Here is a 20,292-nt window from a genome sequence, read left to right as displayed (position 1 = left end):
AAACGACAATGAAAACACCTCAAAGGCCAACCGTATCATTAAGAGAATTAACGTATGACGATGCAGAAGACCGTTATCAGTGGTGTCTGGACAGAGAAGTAACCAAGCATTTGAATATGCCGGAAAAATATCCTCCCTTCAGCTTGGAAGAAACCCGTGCCTGGATCGACATGTGCATCAATAAAACCAATGGATATGAACAAAAGGCAATCATGACTGATGATGGCAAACACATCGGCTGGATCGATTTGAAAAATATTGACCGCTTAAATAAGCATGCAGAAATGGGGATTGCGATCGGGGATAAAGCCTACTGGGGCAAAGGCTATGGGTTAGCCGCCATGCGCGAGATGCTTCAATGGGGATTCGAGGAGCTCGGGCTGAACAAGATTTGGCTCAGGGTGGAGATCGATAATGAAAAAGCCATCAAATCGTACAGAAAAATGGGATATGTGGAAGAAGGCATTTTAAGGCAGGATCGATTGAGAAACGGAGAGTTCGTAGACCGTCTGCGGATGAGTATTCTTAGAGAGGAGTTTGTCTATGAATCAAAAGTTTAATGAGTTTATTGAGATTGCCGGGAAACTAAATGGGATTGGAATTACGCCACTGCTAATGGGCTCGGTGGGATTGGAAGTGGTCACCGGCAGAAGCTGGGATGCACAGGATCTGGACATTCACGTGCCTGGTGATAAGAGGGGCTGGGAAGTGCCGGCTGAAACTTCCATACATAACTGGAGTGAGATTGTAGAGATCATGGAGTCAATGGACTATACACTGATTGATCTGCATGAACATGAATTTTGGAAGGAGGGACAATCTGTGGAATTCGGTATCATTGACACGTTGCCGGACTTCTCTGGGGTGAGAATAGAAGATTTAGAGATTCATCGAATAGGAGAAGTGAACTATTATCTGTTAAATCCGGAGCAGTATTTACGTGTGTACGAAGCTTCCTCCCAAGACAGTTATCGGGCAGATCAGAATAATCATAAGGATTTGGGGAAGATCGAGTATTTGAAACATGAGTTAATTAAAAACTCATAAATCATTTATGTTACAGTAAATATAAGGAAAGTCCTAAATGCTGGAGGTGTGATCATGTATTTCTTGATTTTTCTGGGGATCGTCATCTTATATTTTGCCATCCGTATTTTCATCGGTTCAAGGAAAATGGAGTTTTATGGAGACAGCATCAAAAAGAATTCGTCAGATCCAAGAGATGAAGCTTATCAAAAGTCGGCTCAACATTCTCAACAAGCCACGAATGCCAATCATCAAACAGGTGGTGGTGGGGGGCCATCAGCTTAATTTTCATGAAAAGAAAGTGAGATGTTTGCCGTGAGAAGCCTGCCTTTCTCCCTCTTTCTCGTAGTAGTTATGGTAGTTGGCTGTAATAACAATGATGTTAAGCATAATAAAGACTTCGAGAAGTCCGTATATTCTATGGTTAAAGATCGTAACAACAGGGAAATTGAGGTCAATTCAATAGCAGACTTCAAGTGGGACAAAGCTTACCTGTTTGAACCCTATTCACCCGAAGAGCATATTGAAAAGCAGTTGGGGGTTGAATATGAAGATCGGAGCAATATCAGTAGTAGAGATGATATTTACTTACTTGTTTTTCTTAACGAGGGTAAAGCTGTTCAGTATGCTGAAATCAATCGTCAAAAAGGGGATTTCACACTGGGGGATAAAGAGTATCTGTCTCCTTCTGAGGATGTATTGAAGGTGGAAAGGCATTAATTTAGCAGGCTCTTATTATTTTATTTAATAAACGAATGGGAACTTCTTAGATTAGAAGTTCCCATGATTGTGTCCAAGAGTTTACTGATTTAATTTTTCCAATAATCCACCCACATCCATATTTCGAATGGAGACAATCTTCCCGTCTTCATTTAGATTTATTCTTGCCGCTACGGTCGCCGTGCTCGTTTCACCATTCTTACTGTTTTCCACATCCACCTTATAATAATGTTATAGCTAGTTTCTTCATACTTATCTCCCCCTTATTTATCTTTACGGATAGATATGGGGATTTTTTCAATTTTATGAAGCTGAAAATCGCGAACCGGATTTTCAGCTTCTTTTCTATTGTTATGAAAGTAATGGGCCCTATTTCCCCTTTTTGTTTCATTATCTAAAAATTACAAATAATTTACTTTTCATTAAACATTTTCCGTTATGATAAACCTGTCTAATGCTGATGGATTTTAGCGAATACGAGATTGGGAGGCTTAAAGATGAGGAGATTCAAGAAGAAGGTTTGGCCTGTGGTTTTATCCATTGCCGTCGCGGGAAGCGTCATTTTACCGAATATGGCAGAAGCGTTGGGGGAGTTTGACCTCCAGTCACAGGTAGTGCAGATTCCTATTAACGAGTACCGTGCTGATCTTGCTCCGGGTGTCATGGAGAAGCATTACAGCTTTGAAGGCAGTGACGGGAAGAAGATTGAGAGTTTCGTAGTGGATGTAGATGTACAGAACCCAAGTGTCTCGATTGAAGCGGGAACTCCGAATGACGGGACGGCGTTTGGACTGCAGCCTGTCAGGCAGCAGGCAAGTGCCGCAGATGGCGAAAACCATAAAGTGGTGTCTGCCGTGAATGCCGATTTTTATAACATGGCGACAGGGGAACCGACCGGGATTGTGTTCAAGGATGGAAATGCTGTCAAAGCTCAGCTTCGTCAGGGGTGGGGATTCTTTGGTGTGAAAAAGTCCGGTGAAGCCGTCATCGGAAGCACGGCCGAGTATGATGGGGTCAAGGATGATTTGCAGGAAGCCCTCGGTGGGAATGCGATTCTCGTCAAGAACAGTCAAGTCTACCAAACTCCCCAAACGGGAGAGGAAAAAGAGCCTCGGACAGCTGTCGGAATCAAGGCTGATGGAGATGTGTTCTTCGCAGTGATCGACGGCAGGCAGGAGCCGTATTCCAGCGGCATCTCCATGCCTGATCTAGCTCAACTGATGATTGATTTAGGGGCGGTTTCGGCTCTTAACCTGGATGGTGGAGGATCCTCTACTTTTACCACCCGTACACTAGGAGGGGATGATCTCGAGGTTGATAATATGCCTTCTGACCGCGGTGAGAGAAGTGTGGCCAACTCATGGCTGGTAGTGTCAAAGGAGCCTTCTGATCATGTCTTTGATTCAGCCTACGTCTCCCCTTATGACACATCCTTCACTCCTGGATCTACCGTCCAGTTCAGTGCAAAAGGGAGAGATAAGGCAATGGCCTCGGCTCCTCTGCCAGACTCCGGGCTGACGTGGGAACTATCAGATCCGTCATTTGGGACCATTGATGAAAATGGGGTCTTCCAATCAAACGGAAAAACAGGTCAGTTGCACGTCGTGTTAAAGCATCAAGGAAAAGAGGTCGGTAAAAGCATCATTGAAATGGCCACACCTGATGCCATCTCTTTTTCTTCACCGGAACTGACAGCAGCCAGAAACAGTGAGATTCCATTGGGACTGATCACCACATTTGAAAAGCGGGTAGTCGATTGGAACCTTAAGGACATCGAGTTTGATATTCCGGAAGGACTGGGTACGATTGATGAGGAAGGTGTCCTTCACACGAAAGACCAAAGTGCAAAAGGAACGATTACAGCCCGACTGAAAAATACCGACCTGTCAGCTCAGGTGAAAATTTCAGTAGGAACTCTTCCAAAAGTGTTGTTTGACTTTGAGAATGATTTAGGTACGTGGAAGACTTCGACGGCGAATCGGGGAGAGAAGGCGACATTGAATCGATCAACCTATCCTGCTCCGGTCCGATTTGGAGATCATTCCTTAAAGCTTGACTTTGATTTCACTGATGCCCAAACCGGAACGACCCTTGGAGTATATGCCGGACCGGGAGTGAATAGGGAAATTGAAGGAGATCCACAGAGCATAGGAATGTGGGTGTATGGAACACCTGAAGCCGAGGGGTACTGGCTTAGAATGATGATTGTGGATGGAAACAATAAGAATCAAACGATTAACCTGACCGGTGAGAAACCGGGGATCGACTGGGTCGGATGGAAATATATCGAAGCCGATATCCCGGACTCTTTTACAGGGCCTTTTAAACTATCAGGCACGCAGGCAATCCGAATGATGTCCACGAAGTCCGGCATAACAGGACCAATGACAAAGGGATCTCTTTATGTCGATAATATCCGTGCGGTTTACGGCGAAAAAGTGGATGACTTATATCCACCGGTCATCGAGTCCGTAAATGCAGAAGACAAGGAATATACAACGAGCTCAGTGAATTTAAAAGCAAACGTGCATGAGTATGAAGACGATCCATTCAAAACAGGTATCGATTGGGATAAAATCAAATGGTTTGTGGATGGTAAGGATTACTCCAAGCGAGAGGGCCATTTCTCTTATGACATGGACGGCTCTGTGTCCCTGAGCGGATTACAGTGGGCAGATGGTACGCACCAATTTACCCTGATGGTGCCTGATAAATTTGGAAATCAGACAGTGAAAACAGGCTTTTTTACAGTGAATACTGGAGCTGCCAAGATTGAGATCATGCAGGATCAAGAAAAAGCACTCTTAGGGGATGCATTCGAACTGACGGTAAAAGCGGCCAATCCAGGTGATATCTCTGAATCTACGTTGAAACTGCAAGTGGATAAAACGTTCCCAGTGGCTGACGTTACATTCGGAGAAGGATTCACGGGAAGTACATTTAACTATGACAGTGAGTCGGGACTTCTTACCATCCATCTGGTGAATAGTGGGGAAACAGAAAATACAGCCGATGCGGCAAAGATCCACATTTCCATTCCACCATCAACAGGTGAAGGCAGCAAGCTGAACGTAGACATGACACAGGGGGAAATCACCTATGCCCAGCCTGTTGAAGAGACGTTCATCTCCACCTATTCAATGAAGCCTCTAAGTGTTGAAGTGGACGCAGCATTAGAAGTGGAAGCAGATCCGATATTAATAGGAAAGCCTGCAACGATGATGGTATTGGATCAGGAGGGGAATTCTGTAAGTGGGGCTGAAATCTTTGCCTCTACCGGAGACGAGCCTTTCTCGCTTGGGAAAACGGGGGAAGACGGATCACTCGTTGTGGATTCCATTACAAATGATATAAGTGACATCACCCTTTACTCTGTAAAAGACGGTCACTATTCATTTAAGCTTGATACACAATCCTATCCGGCACTCGTGGAAGGAGAAGAGCTGAAAAATATCATCTCGCCCACAACAGATGATCCTTATAAAGACAAGACGTTCACTTGGATGTCCAGTCCCCTGGGCAAAGAAGAAGCTCCTATCATCCAATACGCCAGGAAAAAGGATTATGATAAAAAGGGTGACAAGAGCCTAAAAACGGAAAAAGGCTCGTGGAGCGATGAGGTGTTCAATGGAGAACTGGACATTACGAAAAATGGCATCGCTCGGGTCAATCAAGTCACACTGAAGAAACTTAAACAGGACACGACATATGTGTACCGGGTAGGAAACGGAGAAACCTGGAGTGACATGCAGGAATTCACCACGTTAAAACGAAGCCATTCCTTCGAGTTTGCCGTCCTGGGTGACACACAGTCGCCGTCGGACTTGAGTTTGTTTGATCAGATTCTATCGAAGGTCAACGACCAGGAACCGGCGTTTATGATCCACGTTGGCGACATTATCGATGAAGCGTCTAAATTCAATCAATGGGATGACACATTAGGAATCATGAGTCAGTATGAAAACATCCGAACCACGAATCTCATTGCGGCTCTCGGGAATCATGAATACATGGGAGACAATGACGCAAGTCTGGCCAAAGCGATTCTTGGCTCACCCGACAATGGTCCTGATGCAGACAAAGGCGGTACGTATTCGGTTGATTACCAAAACATGCACATCAGTGTGCTTGGCTTTACCAGTGAAACCGAGGTACTGAATCAGCAACTTGAATGGCTGAAGACAGACATGAAGAACTCGGATAAACCTTGGAAAATCCTTGTGACCCATAAACCTCCTTATTACACCAATCCATTTGGAGGCAATGAAATCATGAAGGAAAAGCTGCCTCCAGTGGCCGATGAACTCGGGATCGACATCGTCTTCTCCGGGCACGACCATGCGTACGGCCGGACAAAGAAACTTAAAGATGGCCAAGAAGATGAAAATGGAACCGTCTATGTAGTGGCGGGCACCACCGGCAGAAAGCACTATGATGCAGTGGCAGACGAAAAATTTGAATACGTTAATATGGAAAACATCGCGGTGTATATGAGTGCAAAGGTAGAGAAGGATACCATCACATTTACTACCCGTACATCAGAGGGTGATGTGATTGATGAATTTTCGGTTGTGAATGAGGAGTACTAATCTTGTTAGAAAGCGGGAAATGGTGGGTCAAGCATCCTAAAGCAGGGTGCTTGACCTTTTTGTGTTACATAAAGAAAAGTCGATATGGGGGTTAGATTATTTGGAAAACAGGGTGATTCCAGATAAAAAAGTACCCGCCAATAATGGGTATTTATGTTAAAATGAATGCACTTATTATTTTTTGGAGGAACAATCATGAACAATGTTTCAAAAGGTCTCCTATTCGTATTAGGAGGGATTGTCTTCATGTTATTATCTTTTATTCTCCCGCTCCCGACTCCACTGTGGGCGGTCGTCCTGAGTGCAAGTATCGTACTAAATTGTACGGGGACTGTGTTTCTGGTCAGGTTCATTAAGAGTTCTGATGGGAAGAAGGATTTAGGGTAGAGGAAATGAGCTGAGAGGTTCCCCCATTTACAGCAGAGGCTCAGTTTTCGGCTGCATTTTTTTAAGGGACAAATTTATGATGACAGACAGTAAGAGTTCGGGAGATCAGGTTAAGTCCTAGAGTTGATCAATAGACGGAATAATTCCGCTTAATTAGTCATCGCGGTAAAAAAAGGAGTAAATAGACGGAAAAATTCCGCCTATTTACTTGAAAATACAAAATATCGGAAATTTTTCTGTCCATAAGCGGAAAAACTCCGGTTAATTACCTCAAAACACGTTCCATTCTAATTTTAACCGGAGTAATTCCGCTTATTTCTGTTAGAGGTTCTTCAATAAAAGAGTGCGCTGAAAGATTGTGCATTCCTCATAAAGAAACTCGCAACTGGTGCGAGTTCTATTTTTTTACAATTTTTAAAAAACATCGAACCCTTTTGCTGGTTTGCTAGTAATAATAGTAAATCATTAATAGATAAAGGGGGAGAAGAGTTGAATAAGTATAATTTACTAATCATGTTTGGACTTTTGGCTCTAGTGCTCAGTGGATGTGCTGCTTCAAAAAAAGAGGTGAAAATCGCAGGCGATGTGAAGACGGTCGGCAATACCGTTTCAGTTAACGGGACTAGCACACTGGAAGCAGACTCAAAGATTAAGATAGAGCTGAAGGATATTGAAACGGATGCCGTTCTGGAGGAAGCTGTGGCAAAAGTGAATAAGGACCATACTTACAGTGCAAGTTTCAAAAGAGATGAAAAAGACGAAGAACATAAATTAGTTGTCACGTTTAATCCAGATGAGCAACCTGACGCTATACAAAAAATATACGGTTCCAGTGGTGAAAACATCCGGGAAGGTTCACCAGGCTTGATAAAGAATCGTAAAGACGGAGAGGAATATGCACGTATCCAAATGTTTGATTTTATTTATAAGGTTGAGAAAGGGAGTCCGAGACAAAGTACCTTCCTGCTGGATTACTTTGATCACCCCAACAGTGGAGGGGAGTGACGTCAGTGTTTATTGAAGAGGCAAAAGCAGAAGAGATTTTCAAAACATATAGAGAGTATGTTTACCGAGCAGCGCTGCTTTTGACGAAGTCCAGGAGTTTAGCGGATGATGTCACCCAAGAGACGTTCATCAGACTCTTAAGTCATTACGATAAGTACGACGACACAAAACCGATCAAACCTTGGATCTACACCATCACCATGAATGTGGCCAAGACGGTTATGAACAAACAAAGAATCATAAAATGTTTTTCGTTCTTTTCTGATGACAACCTACATGATCAAGTTGATTCGGTCGAACAGAGTTTCTTGAAATCAGATGGTAACAGAGAACTGTGGAAGATCGTTCATTCTCTTTCATGGAAAAGTAAAGAGATCATTGTCCTCCACTTTTACTCGGAGTTCACGTTGAAAGAATGTTCTCAGATTCTCCGGATACCAATCGGGACAGCGAAATCCAGGTTGAATACTGCACTGAAGCAATTGAGGCGTCTCGAATCGAAGGGGGAAATTGACCTAACCAAGGCGGGATTATATGAAGAAAGCTAAGTTAAAGACATTATTTGATCATATAGATGAACAGGAAAAGTCAACAGTGGAATTTCAAACAGTATGGAGGAAAGCGCATAGAAGGGACTGGAAACGACGAGTCTACCAATCGGCTGTTCCTAATATGGCCTTCCTTATGATCCTTCTAATAATCACCCCTCTTGCAGGTTACTACTTCATCAGTCCAGGAGAGGATACACGATCGGCTCAGTCCTTGGAGGATCATGAAGAAAGTTACGAGATGTCAGGTAAGGTGTACAATTTCCCTAACCAAGTCGTTATAAAGGGAGAGACCTCATTACCTGAAGGGGCAATGCTCATGATTGAGCAATACAAAAGAGATGGTGTCACGCTTATTAGGAGAGAAAAAGTAACGACAGATTCAGACGGCTATTTTCAGTTTGCAACTGACCGGCTTCAAAGAGATAAAGAATATATCGTCAAGGTTATGCTTTATCCTCATCTACAAAGGGAGTCCATTAAGAAAGTGGTTGGTAAAAGGGGAGATAAGTTGAGCGACGTAGAGAATGGGGAGCTTGTATTCGACTATCGTCATGATGGAATAGAATATTCCGGTCTGAAGTTAGTAGGTTTAGCGAATAAAATGGAAGATACAACCGAAAAAGTTGTTTCGGAATTCTTAATGAGCGAAAAAGAGTTTGAAGCCTTATACTAAGTTTCTTCCTTAGGCTGTTAAACACCAAAAAAAATAGCTTACCCACAAAATCGGTAAGCCCTACAAGGAATTTTTCAATTTACTAAGGGGTCCTGCCTAAACCACTATCTTCAAGATGAAGAATATATGCTTAGTATACTACTTAATCAAGGTGAGTAAAGGGGTTATGCTTAGATGAATATTTTTTCTTCCCCTGTTGTGGTGCCAACCATATTTGAAAGGAGGTATAGACATGATCATCAGAAAACAAAAACCAGATGAACGACTTCCAATGGAGCTGCTTCTGTTGGCAGATCCTTCAGAGAAGATGGTAAAAGAATATACTTACAGGGGAGAATGCTATGTAGCGGAGCTTGAAGAGCGCATAATTGGAGTATATGTTCTGCTCCCAACAAGACCGGAAACCATCGAGCTCGTAAATGTGGCCGTTGCAGAAGAAAGGCATGGTCAGGGGATTGGAAAACAGCTGGTCATGGATGCTGTGAAGGTTGCAAGGGAGAAAGGGTACAAAACCATCGAAGTGGGGACCGGGAATTCAGGTGTTGGCCAATTGGCCCTTTATCAAAAATGTGGTTTCAGGATGGTTGGAGTGGATGTGGATTTTTTCGTAAGGCATTATCCTGAAGAAATTTATGAAAATGGAATTCAGTGCAGGGATATGATCCGGTTGTCGCAGGATTTATAAGAAGAGACCCCTTCCGAGTTGGAAAGGGTCTCTTTCAATTTGTTTAAGGGATCAATAGTATCTTCCCTGTGCTTTTCCTGCTTTCTAAATACTCATGAGCTTTTGCTCCCTCGCTTAAAGGAAAGACCGTTGGTTCAGAGACCTTTAACTTTCCTTCTTGAATCCAACCGAACAATTCGTGGGAGCGGTTCACCCGTTCTTCGTGAGACGTCAATACATTCCATAACTCCCCGCCAGTCAGGGTTTTAGAAGTATCCATCAGCATACGGGGATCAACGGAAACCGGATCGCCTCCCGCCATACCGAAGAAGACGACGGTCCCTCCGATGCGAGTTGATTCGAAACTGTCCATCAGAGTCGAACCGACTGATTCATATACCACGTCCACGCCGTTACCATCTGTCACATCCTGCACGCTCTGTTTCCAGTCTTCACTGTATAAAAACATATGGTCCGCTCCAACAGCCAGCGCTGCCTGTCTTTTTTCTTCCGTAGACGTTAACCCGATGACTGTGCCGCCCAATATCTTGATGATCTGGACAAGCAGCTGCCCGACTCCGCCTGCAGCTGCATGGACTAAAACGGTATCCCCGCTCTTAATGCTATAGCTGTCTTTCGTTAAGTAATGAGCTGTAAGTCCTTGTAACAGTAGGGATGCAGCCGTTTCATACGATATGTCATCCGGCAATGGGATGGCTTTATCCTTTGGGACGGCCACCAGTTCAGCATTTGCATAAGGTACATCGGCAAAAGCGATGCGGTCCCCAACATCCATTCCCTTCACGTTTGCTCCTACCTGTTTGACGATTCCCGCTCCTTCATATCCACAAATGTACGGTGGATCTCCTGCTAAGTGATAATTTCCTTTTCTTCTATATACATCAGCGAAATTCAGACCGATTGCCTTCATTTCCACTACCATTTCATCCGGTCCTATTTGGGGAGAATCAATCTCCTGATAGTGGAGGACATCCGGTCCGCCAAACTTTTCAAATACAAGTGCTTTCATTATGTACTCTCCTCTTTAACATCATTCTCTTTTAGTGTAACCAGTTGTTTGGTTTTTGACTAGGGAAGAGCTTATTGATACAAAGCCCAAGACTAATGGGATGTAATGTATAATACTGGAATAGAGCGTTGGTTTAATAATCTACAGCAATTCATAGTTCTCTATTGTTTTAACTTTTATAAAAAAATGAAAGCCAATTCGTCTTTTCAGTTGTCTAATTGATGAAAGAAGATAATAAGGGGTGAAGAAAATCGATCGATTAGTTAAGAAAGCTCAAAAAGGCGATGATAAGGCGTTTTTAAAACTTTTTAAACAATATGAAGAAGATATTTACAGAATGGCCTATGTGTATGTGAAAAATGAAAATGATGCGTTAGATGTAGTACAAGAGGTCGCATACCGTGCTTTTAAGAATATTGAAACGTTAAAGAATCCTGCGTATTTTAAAACCTGGTTAATTAAAATTGCGATAACTACTGCATTAAATATATTGAAAAAAAATAAAAAAGTGGTTCAACTTAAAGCGGAATATGAGGAAGTGATCGGATTGGAAGACCAGGATACTCTTCTTAGCATCACTCTTCATGAGCTATTGGAGAAATTAAGTGAAGAGGAGAAAAGCGTCGTTACCCTGAGATTCTATGAAGGGTATTCCTTTAAAGAAATTGCAGAGATAGTAGAGATACCCTTAGGCACTGCAAAAACGATCTTGTACCGTGCGTTAGGAAAACTTCGAATGCACATGAGGGAGGCTGATACGTGTGAGTAATATCAAGCAGGAGATAAACAAAATTGTCATTCCACCAACACTGTACGAACGATCAAAAATGGGAGTGAGAAAAGCATGCCTCGAAAAAGGTGGAAGAGTTAACAGGTTTATCAAGAAAAACATTGTATCAGCTATTATTGCAGCTTCTTTCATTCTTCCAACAGGAGCCATTGCTTATCAAACCTTTCTTGCCGATGAGTTCTATGGCTCATTTGAAAATGTGAAGGCTCACCTATCCAGTGCCACAATGGAAGGATACCTGCTTCTGGATGCAAAATTGACGCAAGCCCAAGGGGATATGAAAAAAGAAGAGTTCAAGCGCTTTAAAGAATTATTAAAAACCGTAACAAGCGCTAAGTTAGAATATGGAGATGAAAATGGAAACATTGATTATTCAGAAGTTCCTGCTAAACAGCTGAATGAACTGAAAAATACTTTATATGAGATACAACCTTTCTTTGATCGACTTAATGGACAGAAATCAAGCAATGAGGTATTGTCATCCGGCGAATATGAAGAATATATCGAAGCAATCATGATATATGAGCAAACCATGGCCAAAAGTGGAATGAAAGAATCCGATGAAATCGATAAACTTTCTGATGATCAAAGAGAAATTTTTTTAGAAGCTCAACATGTACTTAGAAAAGTAAATGAAAAACAAGTAGATCAGTAATGTATCTAAATTCAATAAAGCATAATGCTTAGATAATGGCGACAGATTTATAAGCGGAGAAATTCCGGTTAAGGCAGCTGGAGGAGGGTTACAACGCTGATTTAAGCGGAAAAATTCCGCTTAACGGGCTCTATATGGAACAATATTCAACGAATATCGTTCCATAAGCGGAAAAACTCCGGCTAATTATCGTGAAATAGCCAGATTTTCCGGTTTAGACGGAATTTTTCCGCTTATTTTCAAACGCCAGGGGAGCGGTTCTCCGCTGATCTTTAGAACTGATAAAAAAAGCTCGAAGCATAAGGCTCCGAGCTTTTTTACGTGTTCATTTCACTCCTGAAATGTTCTACTGATTCTACTGAATTTCACTGTGCGAGAAGCAATGCTAATTTAAAGTTTTCACTTTAAAACTAGGGTACTTCCAGGTGCCTATGCCACTTCAAAGTGCGTTCTTCCCAAAAAGGTAGCCAGCCCTCATAATTCAATTTAGCTTTTCAAACAGTACCTGCCTATTTTCATCGAAGAGGTTTGAAAGGCGTATAGGCACTCGAAAGTCCCTAGGTTACAAAAAAGTACCTACATGACTTTAAAGTGCGTACTTCTCATAAAAAGTTGTACCCATTATCATATGTGTACAGAGAAACGGAAGGCGCCTTCGTTTCTCATTTCATTCAATCATTTAAGGAGGAAGTTATGTTATGAGTTCAACTTCAGCTACTATACATCAGTCAAAAACGAAAGGCGGCACACCGGCGTTACTTGCCCTTGCCATTAGTGCCTTTGGAATCGGAACGACAGAATTTGTTCCCGTTGGATTATTATCATCGATTGCAGATGATTTATCGATATCGATCACACTAGCAGGATTATTGATTTCAGGCTATGCCATTGGAGTGGCCATCGGGGCACCGGTGTTGACAGCACTCACCAGTAAGATGAGCCGGAAATCGCTGCTCATGTCCTTGATGCTCTTATTCATTGTCGGAAACTCGGTTGCGGCTATGTCCACAAGCTTTGGACTGTTGCTTGTAGCCCGTTTTATCACAGCCTTTTCACACGGGATTTTCTTCTCCATCGGATCGACCATTGCGGCCGATCTAGTGCCTGCCCACAAGCGGGCGAGTGCCATTGCCTTTATGTTTACAGGATTAACGGTTGCGACCGTTACAGGAGTACCACTTGGAACATTCATCGGACAGGCTTTCGGATGGAGAGCCACATTCTGGGGAGTTGCTCTTCTCGGTATTGTCGGAATCATTGCCAGTTCCATTCTTGTACCGAAAAACCTGAAAGAAGCACCACCAGCCAAGTTCAGTGAACAATTGAAGATTCTTACAAACGGTCGATTATTATTAGCTTTTGCCATCACAGCCCTTGGATATGGCGGAACATTCGTCGCGTTCACATATTTAACACCTTTATTGCAAGATGTAACAGGATTCAGCGCGAAATGGGTGAGTATCATCCTTCTAGTTTACGGAATTGCCGTTGCGATCGGAAATGTTGTCGGAGGGAAAGCATCTGACAAGAATCCGTTAAAAGCGTTATTCTGGATGTTTGTTCTGCAAGCCATCATTCTAGTAGCTCTTACATTTGCAGCACCATTTAAAGTAGCAGGACTTATCGCGATCTTCCTGATGGGATTATTCGCCTTCATGAACGTGCCTGGACTGCAGATCCTTGTAGTGAACCTGGCAGAGAAATATGTCCCTTCAGCGGTCAATGTCGCATCTGCCCTGAACATCGCCGCATTCAACGTCGGGATCGCCATCGGTTCCTTCGTCGGAGGACTCATTGTGGATGGAATCGGTTTGATTCATACCCCTTGGATCGGTGCCATCATGGTGGCAGGAGCTGTTCTGTTAACCGCTTGGCTTCGCGGAATTGAACGGAAGACAGTCTGAAAAAACGTATGAATAGTCAAAAGTGAATTAAGTAAGACCTCAAGCCATTGATTTAATGACTTGAGGTTTTTTTGTCTTCATAACGGGAGCGAGCTTTCTCTTGAATACATCTGGTATTATGAAAGGTTTCGCAGTATTATGAAAATCATAGTATTGATTATGGGGGCCGGTACATGAACATTGAACAAACACTATTCAAAGCTGCAGTGGATTTAATTGAAAAACGATATCCAACAGGCTGGGGCGGTGCTGCAGCCATGTATACAAAAAGCGGGAAAATCCTGACCAGCGTTTCCCCGGAAATCATCAATGCGTCCACAGAGCTTTGTATTGAAACGGGAGCCATATTGGAGGCGCACAAATTGGATACAGAAGTGACTCATTCGATTTGTGTCGTACGTGATGATGAAAACTCCGAGTACAAAGTATTAACACCTTGTGGAATTTGCCAGGAACGACTCTTCTATTGGGGACCACAAGTTCAAGTGGGTATTTACCATCCAGAACACGATCTCCAATTTAAAACGTTAAAAGAAGTACAGCCCTTTCATTGGTATGAAGCCTATAGAAAGTAAATTAAAGGAACATTTCAAAAATACGAAATGTTCCTTTTTTAAATGCTATAATATGTTTGGATAAAAAAGGGAGTTGTCGTGGTGGAGTTTATTTCGTTACCGGTCATATCGATTGCACTATTCATTCTGATTATACATAGCATTGAAACGCTTGCTTATGCAGTCAGGTTGTCCGGGGCAAGGGTGAAGTTAATTGCTTCCGGTCTTTCCCTGTTTAATATGATGGTCATTGTTTCAAGGATGTCGAATATGATGCAGCAGCCTTTTACAGGCGGTCTCATTGATGCTGCGCCTGAGGGCAGGGAATTAGAAGTGATAGAAGGACAGTTCAGGGTGTTGATTGGTGCATCGACTCTTGGAACAATCATAGGAATCGTGTTATTACCTACGTTTGTCGCTCTGTTTTCCAGAGGAATTATCCATCTTTCAGAGCAAGGGGGTTCCGTACCCCGGTTAATCAAGCTTGGATTTAAAAATGACCTTTATAAAAGAGGGGTCAATCATCTAGCTAAGCCTGGTAGAAGATATTTAGAGGGAATTAATTTCAGGGCCATTCCAAAAAGATTGTTTTTCATCAATATGATGATTACAGCGGTTTACACGATTGGCGTTCTATCTGCGCTGTATGCTGCTATCATTGTTCCTGATAGAGGCCACAGTGCCACCATGGCCTCGGGCTTAATCAACGGGATTGCAACCATTCTATTAACCTTGTTCATAGATCCAAAGATTTCCGTCCTGGCGGATGATGTGGCAAATGGGAAGGGGAATTACCAAGAGCTAAAAGGCCTTTCTATCATGATGGTCACCTCCAGGCTGTTCGGGACACTTCTCGCTCAACTGATCTTTATCCCGGGTTCATATTATATTGCCTGGATGTCTCAGTTTTTTGTGTAATAGCAAACCGTTTAAAGCAGGAAACTGTATGTAAGTCAATTTTAGAATATATAGGGGGGATTCGATGCAACATTCAAAATGGTTATGGATACTTGCCATTATCTTGGTCTTTCTCACAGCATGCAATGAATCAAATCAGACCGCAGAACCTACCGCAAAACCTACTGAAGAAAACGATTCTGAACTGAATGCGGATGTGGTGGACATGCATGGTGGAATTTCAGGATTGGATAAAATGGAGAACTATTTTCAGGAGATAAAGAAGCAGAAAAAAGGAGATTTGAGAGTCGTATCCTACACGATCGAGGGAGATCCCATACTCACGGATTTAGCTTACGATGGGAAACACATCGATGTGACATTCGACTACACAAGAGACCAGTATGGCAATGGCGGGGTGAAGTCCTTTCAATGCGGAAAATTGAAAAGGGAAGAGAATCCTACCAATCTGTCCTATTATCTGACAGGTTGTGAGGGTGTAAAGGGTGAAACCTGGGGGGTTCTCGAGACTTCTTATGACGTAATGCGCCAGGATGTTTTTGAAGTGGAGTTAAGGTACGGCGCCAAAGAAGGAGAAAAACAAACGATTCAACTGAATGATGAGGATAAGCAGGAGGTCTATAAGCAGTTGGTGTTGGCGAATTATCTAAACTCCAAGCCTACGAGTGATGAGTGCCCTAAAGGAAAACAGGCGGACAACTATCTGATGAAAGTGAAGATAAATGGAGGAGGCCGCACGCTTAACTGGAATGCCTGCGGATCTCATGAAAGCTCGAAACCGTTCACTGATATTGCTGAGTACATTATTTATGCATCCAAACATCCTACAAAAACCAGTGAAAATGTCGTCTACGGTTACATCTTGGAGGTGAAGGAAAATCAGATCCTGATTGGAGAAGATTTGACGGCTGCTGATTTAGTGTCCCTGGAAAGAGTAAAAGGGGAAGATTTAGCGAATTTTAACATTACCTTTTTATATGTAGAAACGGAAGACGCCGAAGAATTTTCAGAGGGAGACAAAATTGTCATGAAAGTCGATGAGGTGTTGGAGGAAGGTTCTCCTGGAAGGGTAAGGGCAAGTGATATTAAAAAGATAAATGAATAGATAAGGTATATAGTAAAACATTCTTGCAGCGGAGAAGTCCTGCCATTGCAGGGATGTTTTTTTAGCTTGAAGATTCGGAATGTTTATGAAATAATTACCAATACTAGTATAAGAAAGGAAAGAGTCTATGATTCTCATACGCTTTCAAAATCCATTCGATCATTAGAACTCATTCATTGTGTGGAAACCGCCTTAAGGTTAGCGAATGACCACGTGTTATTTGCTGATGATGAAAGGAGGATTTTCATATATGAATAAACAATTAATGATTCTGTTGACAGGCAGGATCATCACTAATTTTGCTGACAGCTTTTACATGATTGCAACGATCTGGTACGTGAAATCGACTACGTCTTCGCCTTTGTTAATCGGATTGACAAGTGCAGTGGCCATCCTGCCCGTCACCATTCAATTTCTATACGGTCCCATTATTGACCGGTTTTCAAAGAAGAAGATTCTTTATGTCGCTATGCTCGGGCAGGGTGTGCTGGTCAGTGCCATTTCTATCTTGTATTATACGAATCTCTTATGGCTGCCACTGCTGTTCACAATGATGTTCGTAGCTCTTTCGTTATCAGAATGCACGTATCCGACGGAAAGTGCCCTGATTGAAAGCCTGACCCCACGTGAACAGCTTACAAAGGTGAACTCTATTTTTGCCTTTTCTTATCAAACCCTCGATATTTTATGTGATGCTGCATCGGGGATCTTGATCGCTTTTGTTGGGTTGGGTTTGATTTATGTGACGAATAGCGTTTTATTGATCGGGACGGGAATGCTGTTTTTATTCTATTTAAGCGTCCCAAGGTCGAAAAAGGAAACGGAAGTACGGACCGTCCGTTTAATAAGGCAGTACAGGGAAGATTTCAAAGAAGGATTCCTGGTTGTGAAAAGACGTCATACACTTCTAAGCATGGTATTCGGCATCATCGTTATGAATGTGATGGCGACGATGGGGATGGCTATGCTTCCGGTCATTTCCGATTCTTCTGCGGAATACGGATTCTGGTTGACCGCCATGTCTTTAGGCACTCTGACAGGGACCGCCATATCCAGTAAGTTAGAGAAAATAGCGCTAAATCGCATTCTGCCGCTACTGTCTCTTTGGTCCGGTTTGTGTTGGATGCTGGCGTTTGCATTAAAGGACTCGTCGATTATGCCTTATCTATTGTTTGCTTTATCCTGGATGGGGATCGGCATCATAGGGATATATGTGCAAACGTTGATTCAGGTCAATCTTCCAAAAGGATATATAGGAATCGGTTTTGCCTTCACTTCGTCGCTGCTCGGGTCACTGAGTCCTTTAGGATACCTGCTCGGCGGTGTGATCGGAGAGTTCACTTCGGGAAGATTCCTCTTGGTGATATCAGGTGTGGGTTACCTGGTCTTTGCCCTGTATTTCAGGGTGAATCCTAAGTTGAGAAATTTAAACAAGCCTTTAAGCGTTCGATTTGAAGAATCGTGATTTATCAGGTTTCCCATTTCGGGAAGCCTTTTTTACAGGTGAAAAGGGGTGTAAGGATGAAGGTGTGGGAAAGAAAGTTACTGCATACAGCACGAGGAGTATTTGAGATATTCATGAAGGGAGTGGGTAATCCTCTATGTGTCACCCACCATTATTCCGAGTTCAATGAGACCGGGGACTATTTCGCAGAGACGTTCACAGGTACCAACCAAGTCTTCTTGATTAACTTACGGGAAGCAGGGGGCTCTGACAAAGCAAATGAATCGTATCATCTGAGTATGCTGGAAACCGTATTTGACCTGGAGGCGATCCGGGAAGCATTAGGGTTACCTCATTGGGGATTTGCCGGACATTCCACTGGTGGGATGTTAGGGATCCTTTACGGGATTCACTTCTCAATAAGTCTGGATTTCGCTGTGATTGTCGGAGGTGCTGCGAGAGAGTATATGACCTTTTCGGAGGACTGCATATATAACGAAGCGCACCCTGATTTTAGCAGAATGCAGGATTTGATTGAAGCGTTGAAAAAATCGGATTTATCACTTGAAGAAAGAAAAGAGCTATCAGTGGAAAGGACAAAGTTTTCTCTACATAAACCTGAAAGATATAGTGAGTTATTTTCCCTCGATATTCATAAAGGGATGTCCGCAACACGAATGAACTTCTTTATCCGAGAACTGCAAATATATGATGTGACGAGAAAACTGGAATTTATTGGGGTCCCGGCGCTAATTATGTGTGGCCGCTTTGATGTGCAATGTCCATTGAAGTACTCAATTGAAATGGCTGAGGGGATACCGGACTCCAGACTGGTCGTCTTTGAGGAGAGTAACCACTACCCGTTCCTTGAAGAGGCATACCGGTTTGCAGAGGAGTACGGGTTGTTTTTAAAGAATAGGAAATAGAGGAGGTAGAAATGCAGTGTCCATTCATGAAAAAAGAATTAGAGAAGTCTACCCTGAGTTTGAGATCACCTCATGTGAAGTGAATGAAATCGGGCAGAATAATGATGTTCTGATCGTTAACGATTCCCTCGTGTTCAGATTTCCGAAGTATGTGGAAGGGATCAGGAAGTTGAAGAAAGAAACGAGCGTATTGGAAAGTATTAAGGGAAACCTCTCATTGCCGGTCCCATACCCCCTTTACCAATCCATGGAGCCCGAAGAAGTGGGAAAAGTATTTACGGGATACAGGCTGATTGAAGGGGAACCTTTATGGTCAGGAGTCTTTAAAGACAATGAAGAACATAGTCTGAAAATTGCTACCCAATTGGTGAAATTTCTAACTGAATTGCACTCCCGGTCTGTCGAAGATTTAGAGATTGAAAAGAAAAGCATCGCTGATATTCGGAGCTCGATTGAAGACTTATACGAAAGATTCATAGAAAAACTCTTTCCCCATATGAATGAGAAAGCTAAGCTTGAAGTCAGCAGGCATTTTGATTCGTTTTTATCTCAAAGTGAACTTCTGGATTTCGAACCGGTCCTCACACATGGAGACTTTGGCGCATCGAATATTCTCTGGGATAGGGAGCGGAATGAAGTAGCCGGAATCATCGATTTTGGTGAATCGGAAGTGGGGGATCCCGCCTATGACTTTGCCGGACTATTATCCAGTTACGGCGAACACTTCGTCAGAAGTTGCCTGGAAATGTATCCTAATGGGGATAGAATTTTTGACAGAATAAACTTTTACCGGGGGACTTTTGCATTGCAGGAAGCACTCCACGGAATTGAGAATGATGATCCGGAAGCATTTGAGAATGGGATGAAGGGGTATAGATGAAAAAAACATATTGGCAATGGAAAATAGAGAAGGGGATATTTTATGAGGAATGAGCTCATGGAAGAAATCGTCTCGAGATGTATTCACCCTGACATCAAGACATTATTGTCCTTCGCAACCTCCCATGTGAAAGTAAACGAAGAGTATGCTTCTTACCTTCACTCTAACAGGCGTAAGCTATTTGGATTCAGGAGAGGTGAGGGAATCGTTGCATGTATTGGGGTCGAGTTCTTGGAAGATGGCAGGTGTGAAATTAAACTCGTAGCCGTAATGCCAGGCCACCGTGGTGCGGGTGTTGGTAAAAAGATGCTGGATAATACCATCCAGAATTATTCCATATCGAGCATGGTTGCTGAAACGGATCGGGATGCGGTGTTGTTTTATAAAAAGATAGGGTTTGAGGTTGAGAGTTTAGGGGAGAAGTATCCGGGGGTCGAGCGGTTTAGGTGTGAAAGGATATGGGAGGGGTGA

At 42.9% G+C, this 20,292-nt stretch carries 22 protein-coding genes; 20 read left to right on the top strand and 2 right to left on the bottom strand.

What is annotated here, in order from left to right; genetic code table 11:
- Positions 1-8 precede the first annotated feature (8 nt).
- The 4 genes from CN378_RS04425 (at position 9) to CN378_RS04410 (ending at position 1,746) form a co-directional block, all read left to right on the top strand.
- Positions 9-560: a GNAT family N-acetyltransferase gene (locus CN378_RS04425; protein ID WP_098350722.1), complete on the top strand. Its 552-nt coding sequence runs from the start codon at positions 9-11 to the stop codon at positions 558-560.
- Positions 544-1,047, top strand: a complete 504-nt coding sequence (locus CN378_RS04420) for a phosphoribosylanthranilate isomerase (RefSeq protein WP_098350721.1) — start codon at positions 544-546, stop codon at positions 1,045-1,047. The genes CN378_RS04425 and CN378_RS04420 overlap by 17 nt, the downstream gene beginning before the upstream one ends.
- 54 nt (positions 1,048-1,101) lie before the next feature.
- Positions 1,102-1,311, top strand: a complete 210-nt coding sequence (locus CN378_RS04415; RefSeq protein WP_098350720.1) for a hypothetical protein — start codon at positions 1,102-1,104, stop codon at positions 1,309-1,311.
- Positions 1,312-1,446: 135 nt separating this feature from the next.
- Entirely contained in the window at positions 1,447-1,746 is a 300-nt protein-coding gene (locus tag CN378_RS04410; RefSeq protein WP_257141001.1) for a hypothetical protein, read from the top strand.
- Between the two features lie 81 nt (positions 1,747-1,827).
- Here CN378_RS04410 and CN378_RS22850 read toward each other — a convergent pair whose 3' ends face one another.
- Positions 1,828-1,959 carry a hypothetical protein gene (locus CN378_RS22850; RefSeq protein ID WP_257141000.1) on the bottom strand — a complete coding sequence of 44 codons (132 nt, stop codon included), beginning with the start codon at positions 1,957-1,959 and terminating at the stop codon, positions 1,828-1,830.
- A gap of 284 nt (positions 1,960-2,243) precedes the next feature.
- Between CN378_RS22850 and CN378_RS04405 the strand changes: the two genes are divergently transcribed.
- The 6 genes from CN378_RS04405 to CN378_RS04380 all read left to right on the top strand — a co-directional run bounded on the left by CN378_RS04405 (position 2,244) and on the right by CN378_RS04380 (position 9,636).
- On the top strand, positions 2,244-6,335 hold the full coding sequence (locus CN378_RS04405) for a phosphodiester glycosidase family protein (protein WP_098350718.1): 4,092 nt from the start codon (positions 2,244-2,246) through the stop codon (positions 6,333-6,335).
- Positions 6,336-6,530: 195 nt separating this feature from the next.
- Positions 6,531-6,722 carry a hypothetical protein gene (locus tag CN378_RS04400; RefSeq protein WP_098350717.1) on the top strand — a complete coding sequence of 64 codons (192 nt, stop codon included), beginning with the start codon at positions 6,531-6,533 and terminating at the stop codon, positions 6,720-6,722.
- A gap of 489 nt (positions 6,723-7,211) precedes the next feature.
- On the top strand, positions 7,212-7,727 hold the full coding sequence (locus CN378_RS04395; protein WP_098350716.1) for a hypothetical protein: 516 nt from the start codon (positions 7,212-7,214) through the stop codon (positions 7,725-7,727).
- A gap of 5 nt (positions 7,728-7,732) precedes the next feature.
- Entirely contained in the window at positions 7,733-8,275 is a 543-nt protein-coding gene (locus CN378_RS04390) for an RNA polymerase sigma factor (RefSeq protein ID WP_098350715.1), read from the top strand.
- Positions 8,262-8,951 carry a hypothetical protein gene (locus CN378_RS04385; RefSeq protein ID WP_098350714.1) on the top strand — a complete coding sequence of 230 codons (690 nt, stop codon included), beginning with the start codon at positions 8,262-8,264 and terminating at the stop codon, positions 8,949-8,951. The genes CN378_RS04390 and CN378_RS04385 overlap by 14 nt, the downstream gene beginning before the upstream one ends.
- Before the next feature lie 232 nt (positions 8,952-9,183).
- Entirely contained in the window at positions 9,184-9,636 is a 453-nt protein-coding gene (locus CN378_RS04380) for a GNAT family N-acetyltransferase (RefSeq protein ID WP_098350713.1), read from the top strand.
- 43 nt (positions 9,637-9,679) lie between these two features.
- On the opposite strand, the gene CN378_RS04375 is transcribed toward CN378_RS04380, so the two are convergent.
- The gene (locus tag CN378_RS04375) at positions 9,680-10,645 is read right to left on the bottom strand and encodes a quinone oxidoreductase family protein (protein ID WP_098350712.1); all 966 of its coding nucleotides are present in this window, start codon (positions 10,643-10,645) and stop codon (positions 9,680-9,682) included.
- Between the two features lie 241 nt (positions 10,646-10,886).
- Between CN378_RS04375 and CN378_RS04370 the strand changes: the two genes are divergently transcribed.
- From CN378_RS04370 to CN378_RS04325, 10 genes are all read left to right on the top strand, one after another.
- A complete protein-coding gene (locus CN378_RS04370; protein WP_257140999.1) occupies positions 10,887-11,414 on the top strand; it encodes a sigma-70 family RNA polymerase sigma factor in 528 nt (175 codons plus the stop codon).
- Positions 11,407-12,090, top strand: coding sequence for a DUF3600 domain-containing protein (locus CN378_RS04365; protein WP_257140998.1), 684 nt, complete (start codon positions 11,407-11,409; stop codon positions 12,088-12,090). Before CN378_RS04370 ends, CN378_RS04365 begins: the two co-directional genes overlap by 8 nt.
- Positions 12,091-12,788: 698 nt before the next feature.
- A complete protein-coding gene (locus CN378_RS04360; RefSeq protein WP_098350711.1) occupies positions 12,789-13,994 on the top strand; it encodes an MFS transporter in 1,206 nt (401 codons plus the stop codon).
- Positions 13,995-14,167: 173 nt separating this feature from the next.
- The gene (locus CN378_RS04355; RefSeq protein ID WP_098350710.1) at positions 14,168-14,569 is read left to right on the top strand and encodes a cytidine deaminase; all 402 of its coding nucleotides are present in this window, start codon (positions 14,168-14,170) and stop codon (positions 14,567-14,569) included.
- A gap of 81 nt (positions 14,570-14,650) precedes the next feature.
- On the top strand, positions 14,651-15,466 hold the full coding sequence (locus tag CN378_RS04350; RefSeq protein ID WP_098350709.1) for a lipid II flippase Amj family protein: 816 nt from the start codon (positions 14,651-14,653) through the stop codon (positions 15,464-15,466).
- A 64-nt stretch (positions 15,467-15,530) separates the two neighbouring features.
- Positions 15,531-16,571 (top strand): DUF4362 domain-containing protein, encoded by a 1,041-nt coding sequence (locus tag CN378_RS04345; RefSeq protein WP_098350708.1) that lies wholly within the window; start codon positions 15,531-15,533, stop codon positions 16,569-16,571.
- A gap of 250 nt (positions 16,572-16,821) precedes the next feature.
- The gene (locus CN378_RS04340; protein ID WP_179884811.1) at positions 16,822-18,036 is read left to right on the top strand and encodes an MFS transporter; all 1,215 of its coding nucleotides are present in this window, start codon (positions 16,822-16,824) and stop codon (positions 18,034-18,036) included.
- Between the two features lie 56 nt (positions 18,037-18,092).
- Complete coding sequence (locus CN378_RS04335; protein ID WP_098350706.1) at positions 18,093-18,941, top strand: alpha/beta fold hydrolase; 849 nt, start codon at positions 18,093-18,095, stop codon at positions 18,939-18,941.
- Positions 18,942-18,957: 16 nt separating this feature from the next.
- Positions 18,958-19,821 (top strand): phosphotransferase family protein, encoded by an 864-nt coding sequence (locus CN378_RS04330; RefSeq protein WP_098350705.1) that lies wholly within the window; start codon positions 18,958-18,960, stop codon positions 19,819-19,821.
- Between the two features lie 57 nt (positions 19,822-19,878).
- Positions 19,879-20,292 carry a GNAT family N-acetyltransferase gene (locus CN378_RS04325; RefSeq protein ID WP_098350841.1) on the top strand — a complete coding sequence of 138 codons (414 nt, stop codon included), beginning with the start codon at positions 19,879-19,881 and terminating at the stop codon, positions 20,290-20,292.

Source organism: Bacillus sp. AFS015802 (genome assembly GCF_002561455.1).
Lineage (GTDB): Bacteria > Bacillota > Bacilli > Bacillales > Bacillaceae_B > Rossellomorea.
The sequence above is the reverse complement of the archived record's forward strand: the minus strand, read 5'-3'. Positions and strand labels throughout refer to the sequence as shown.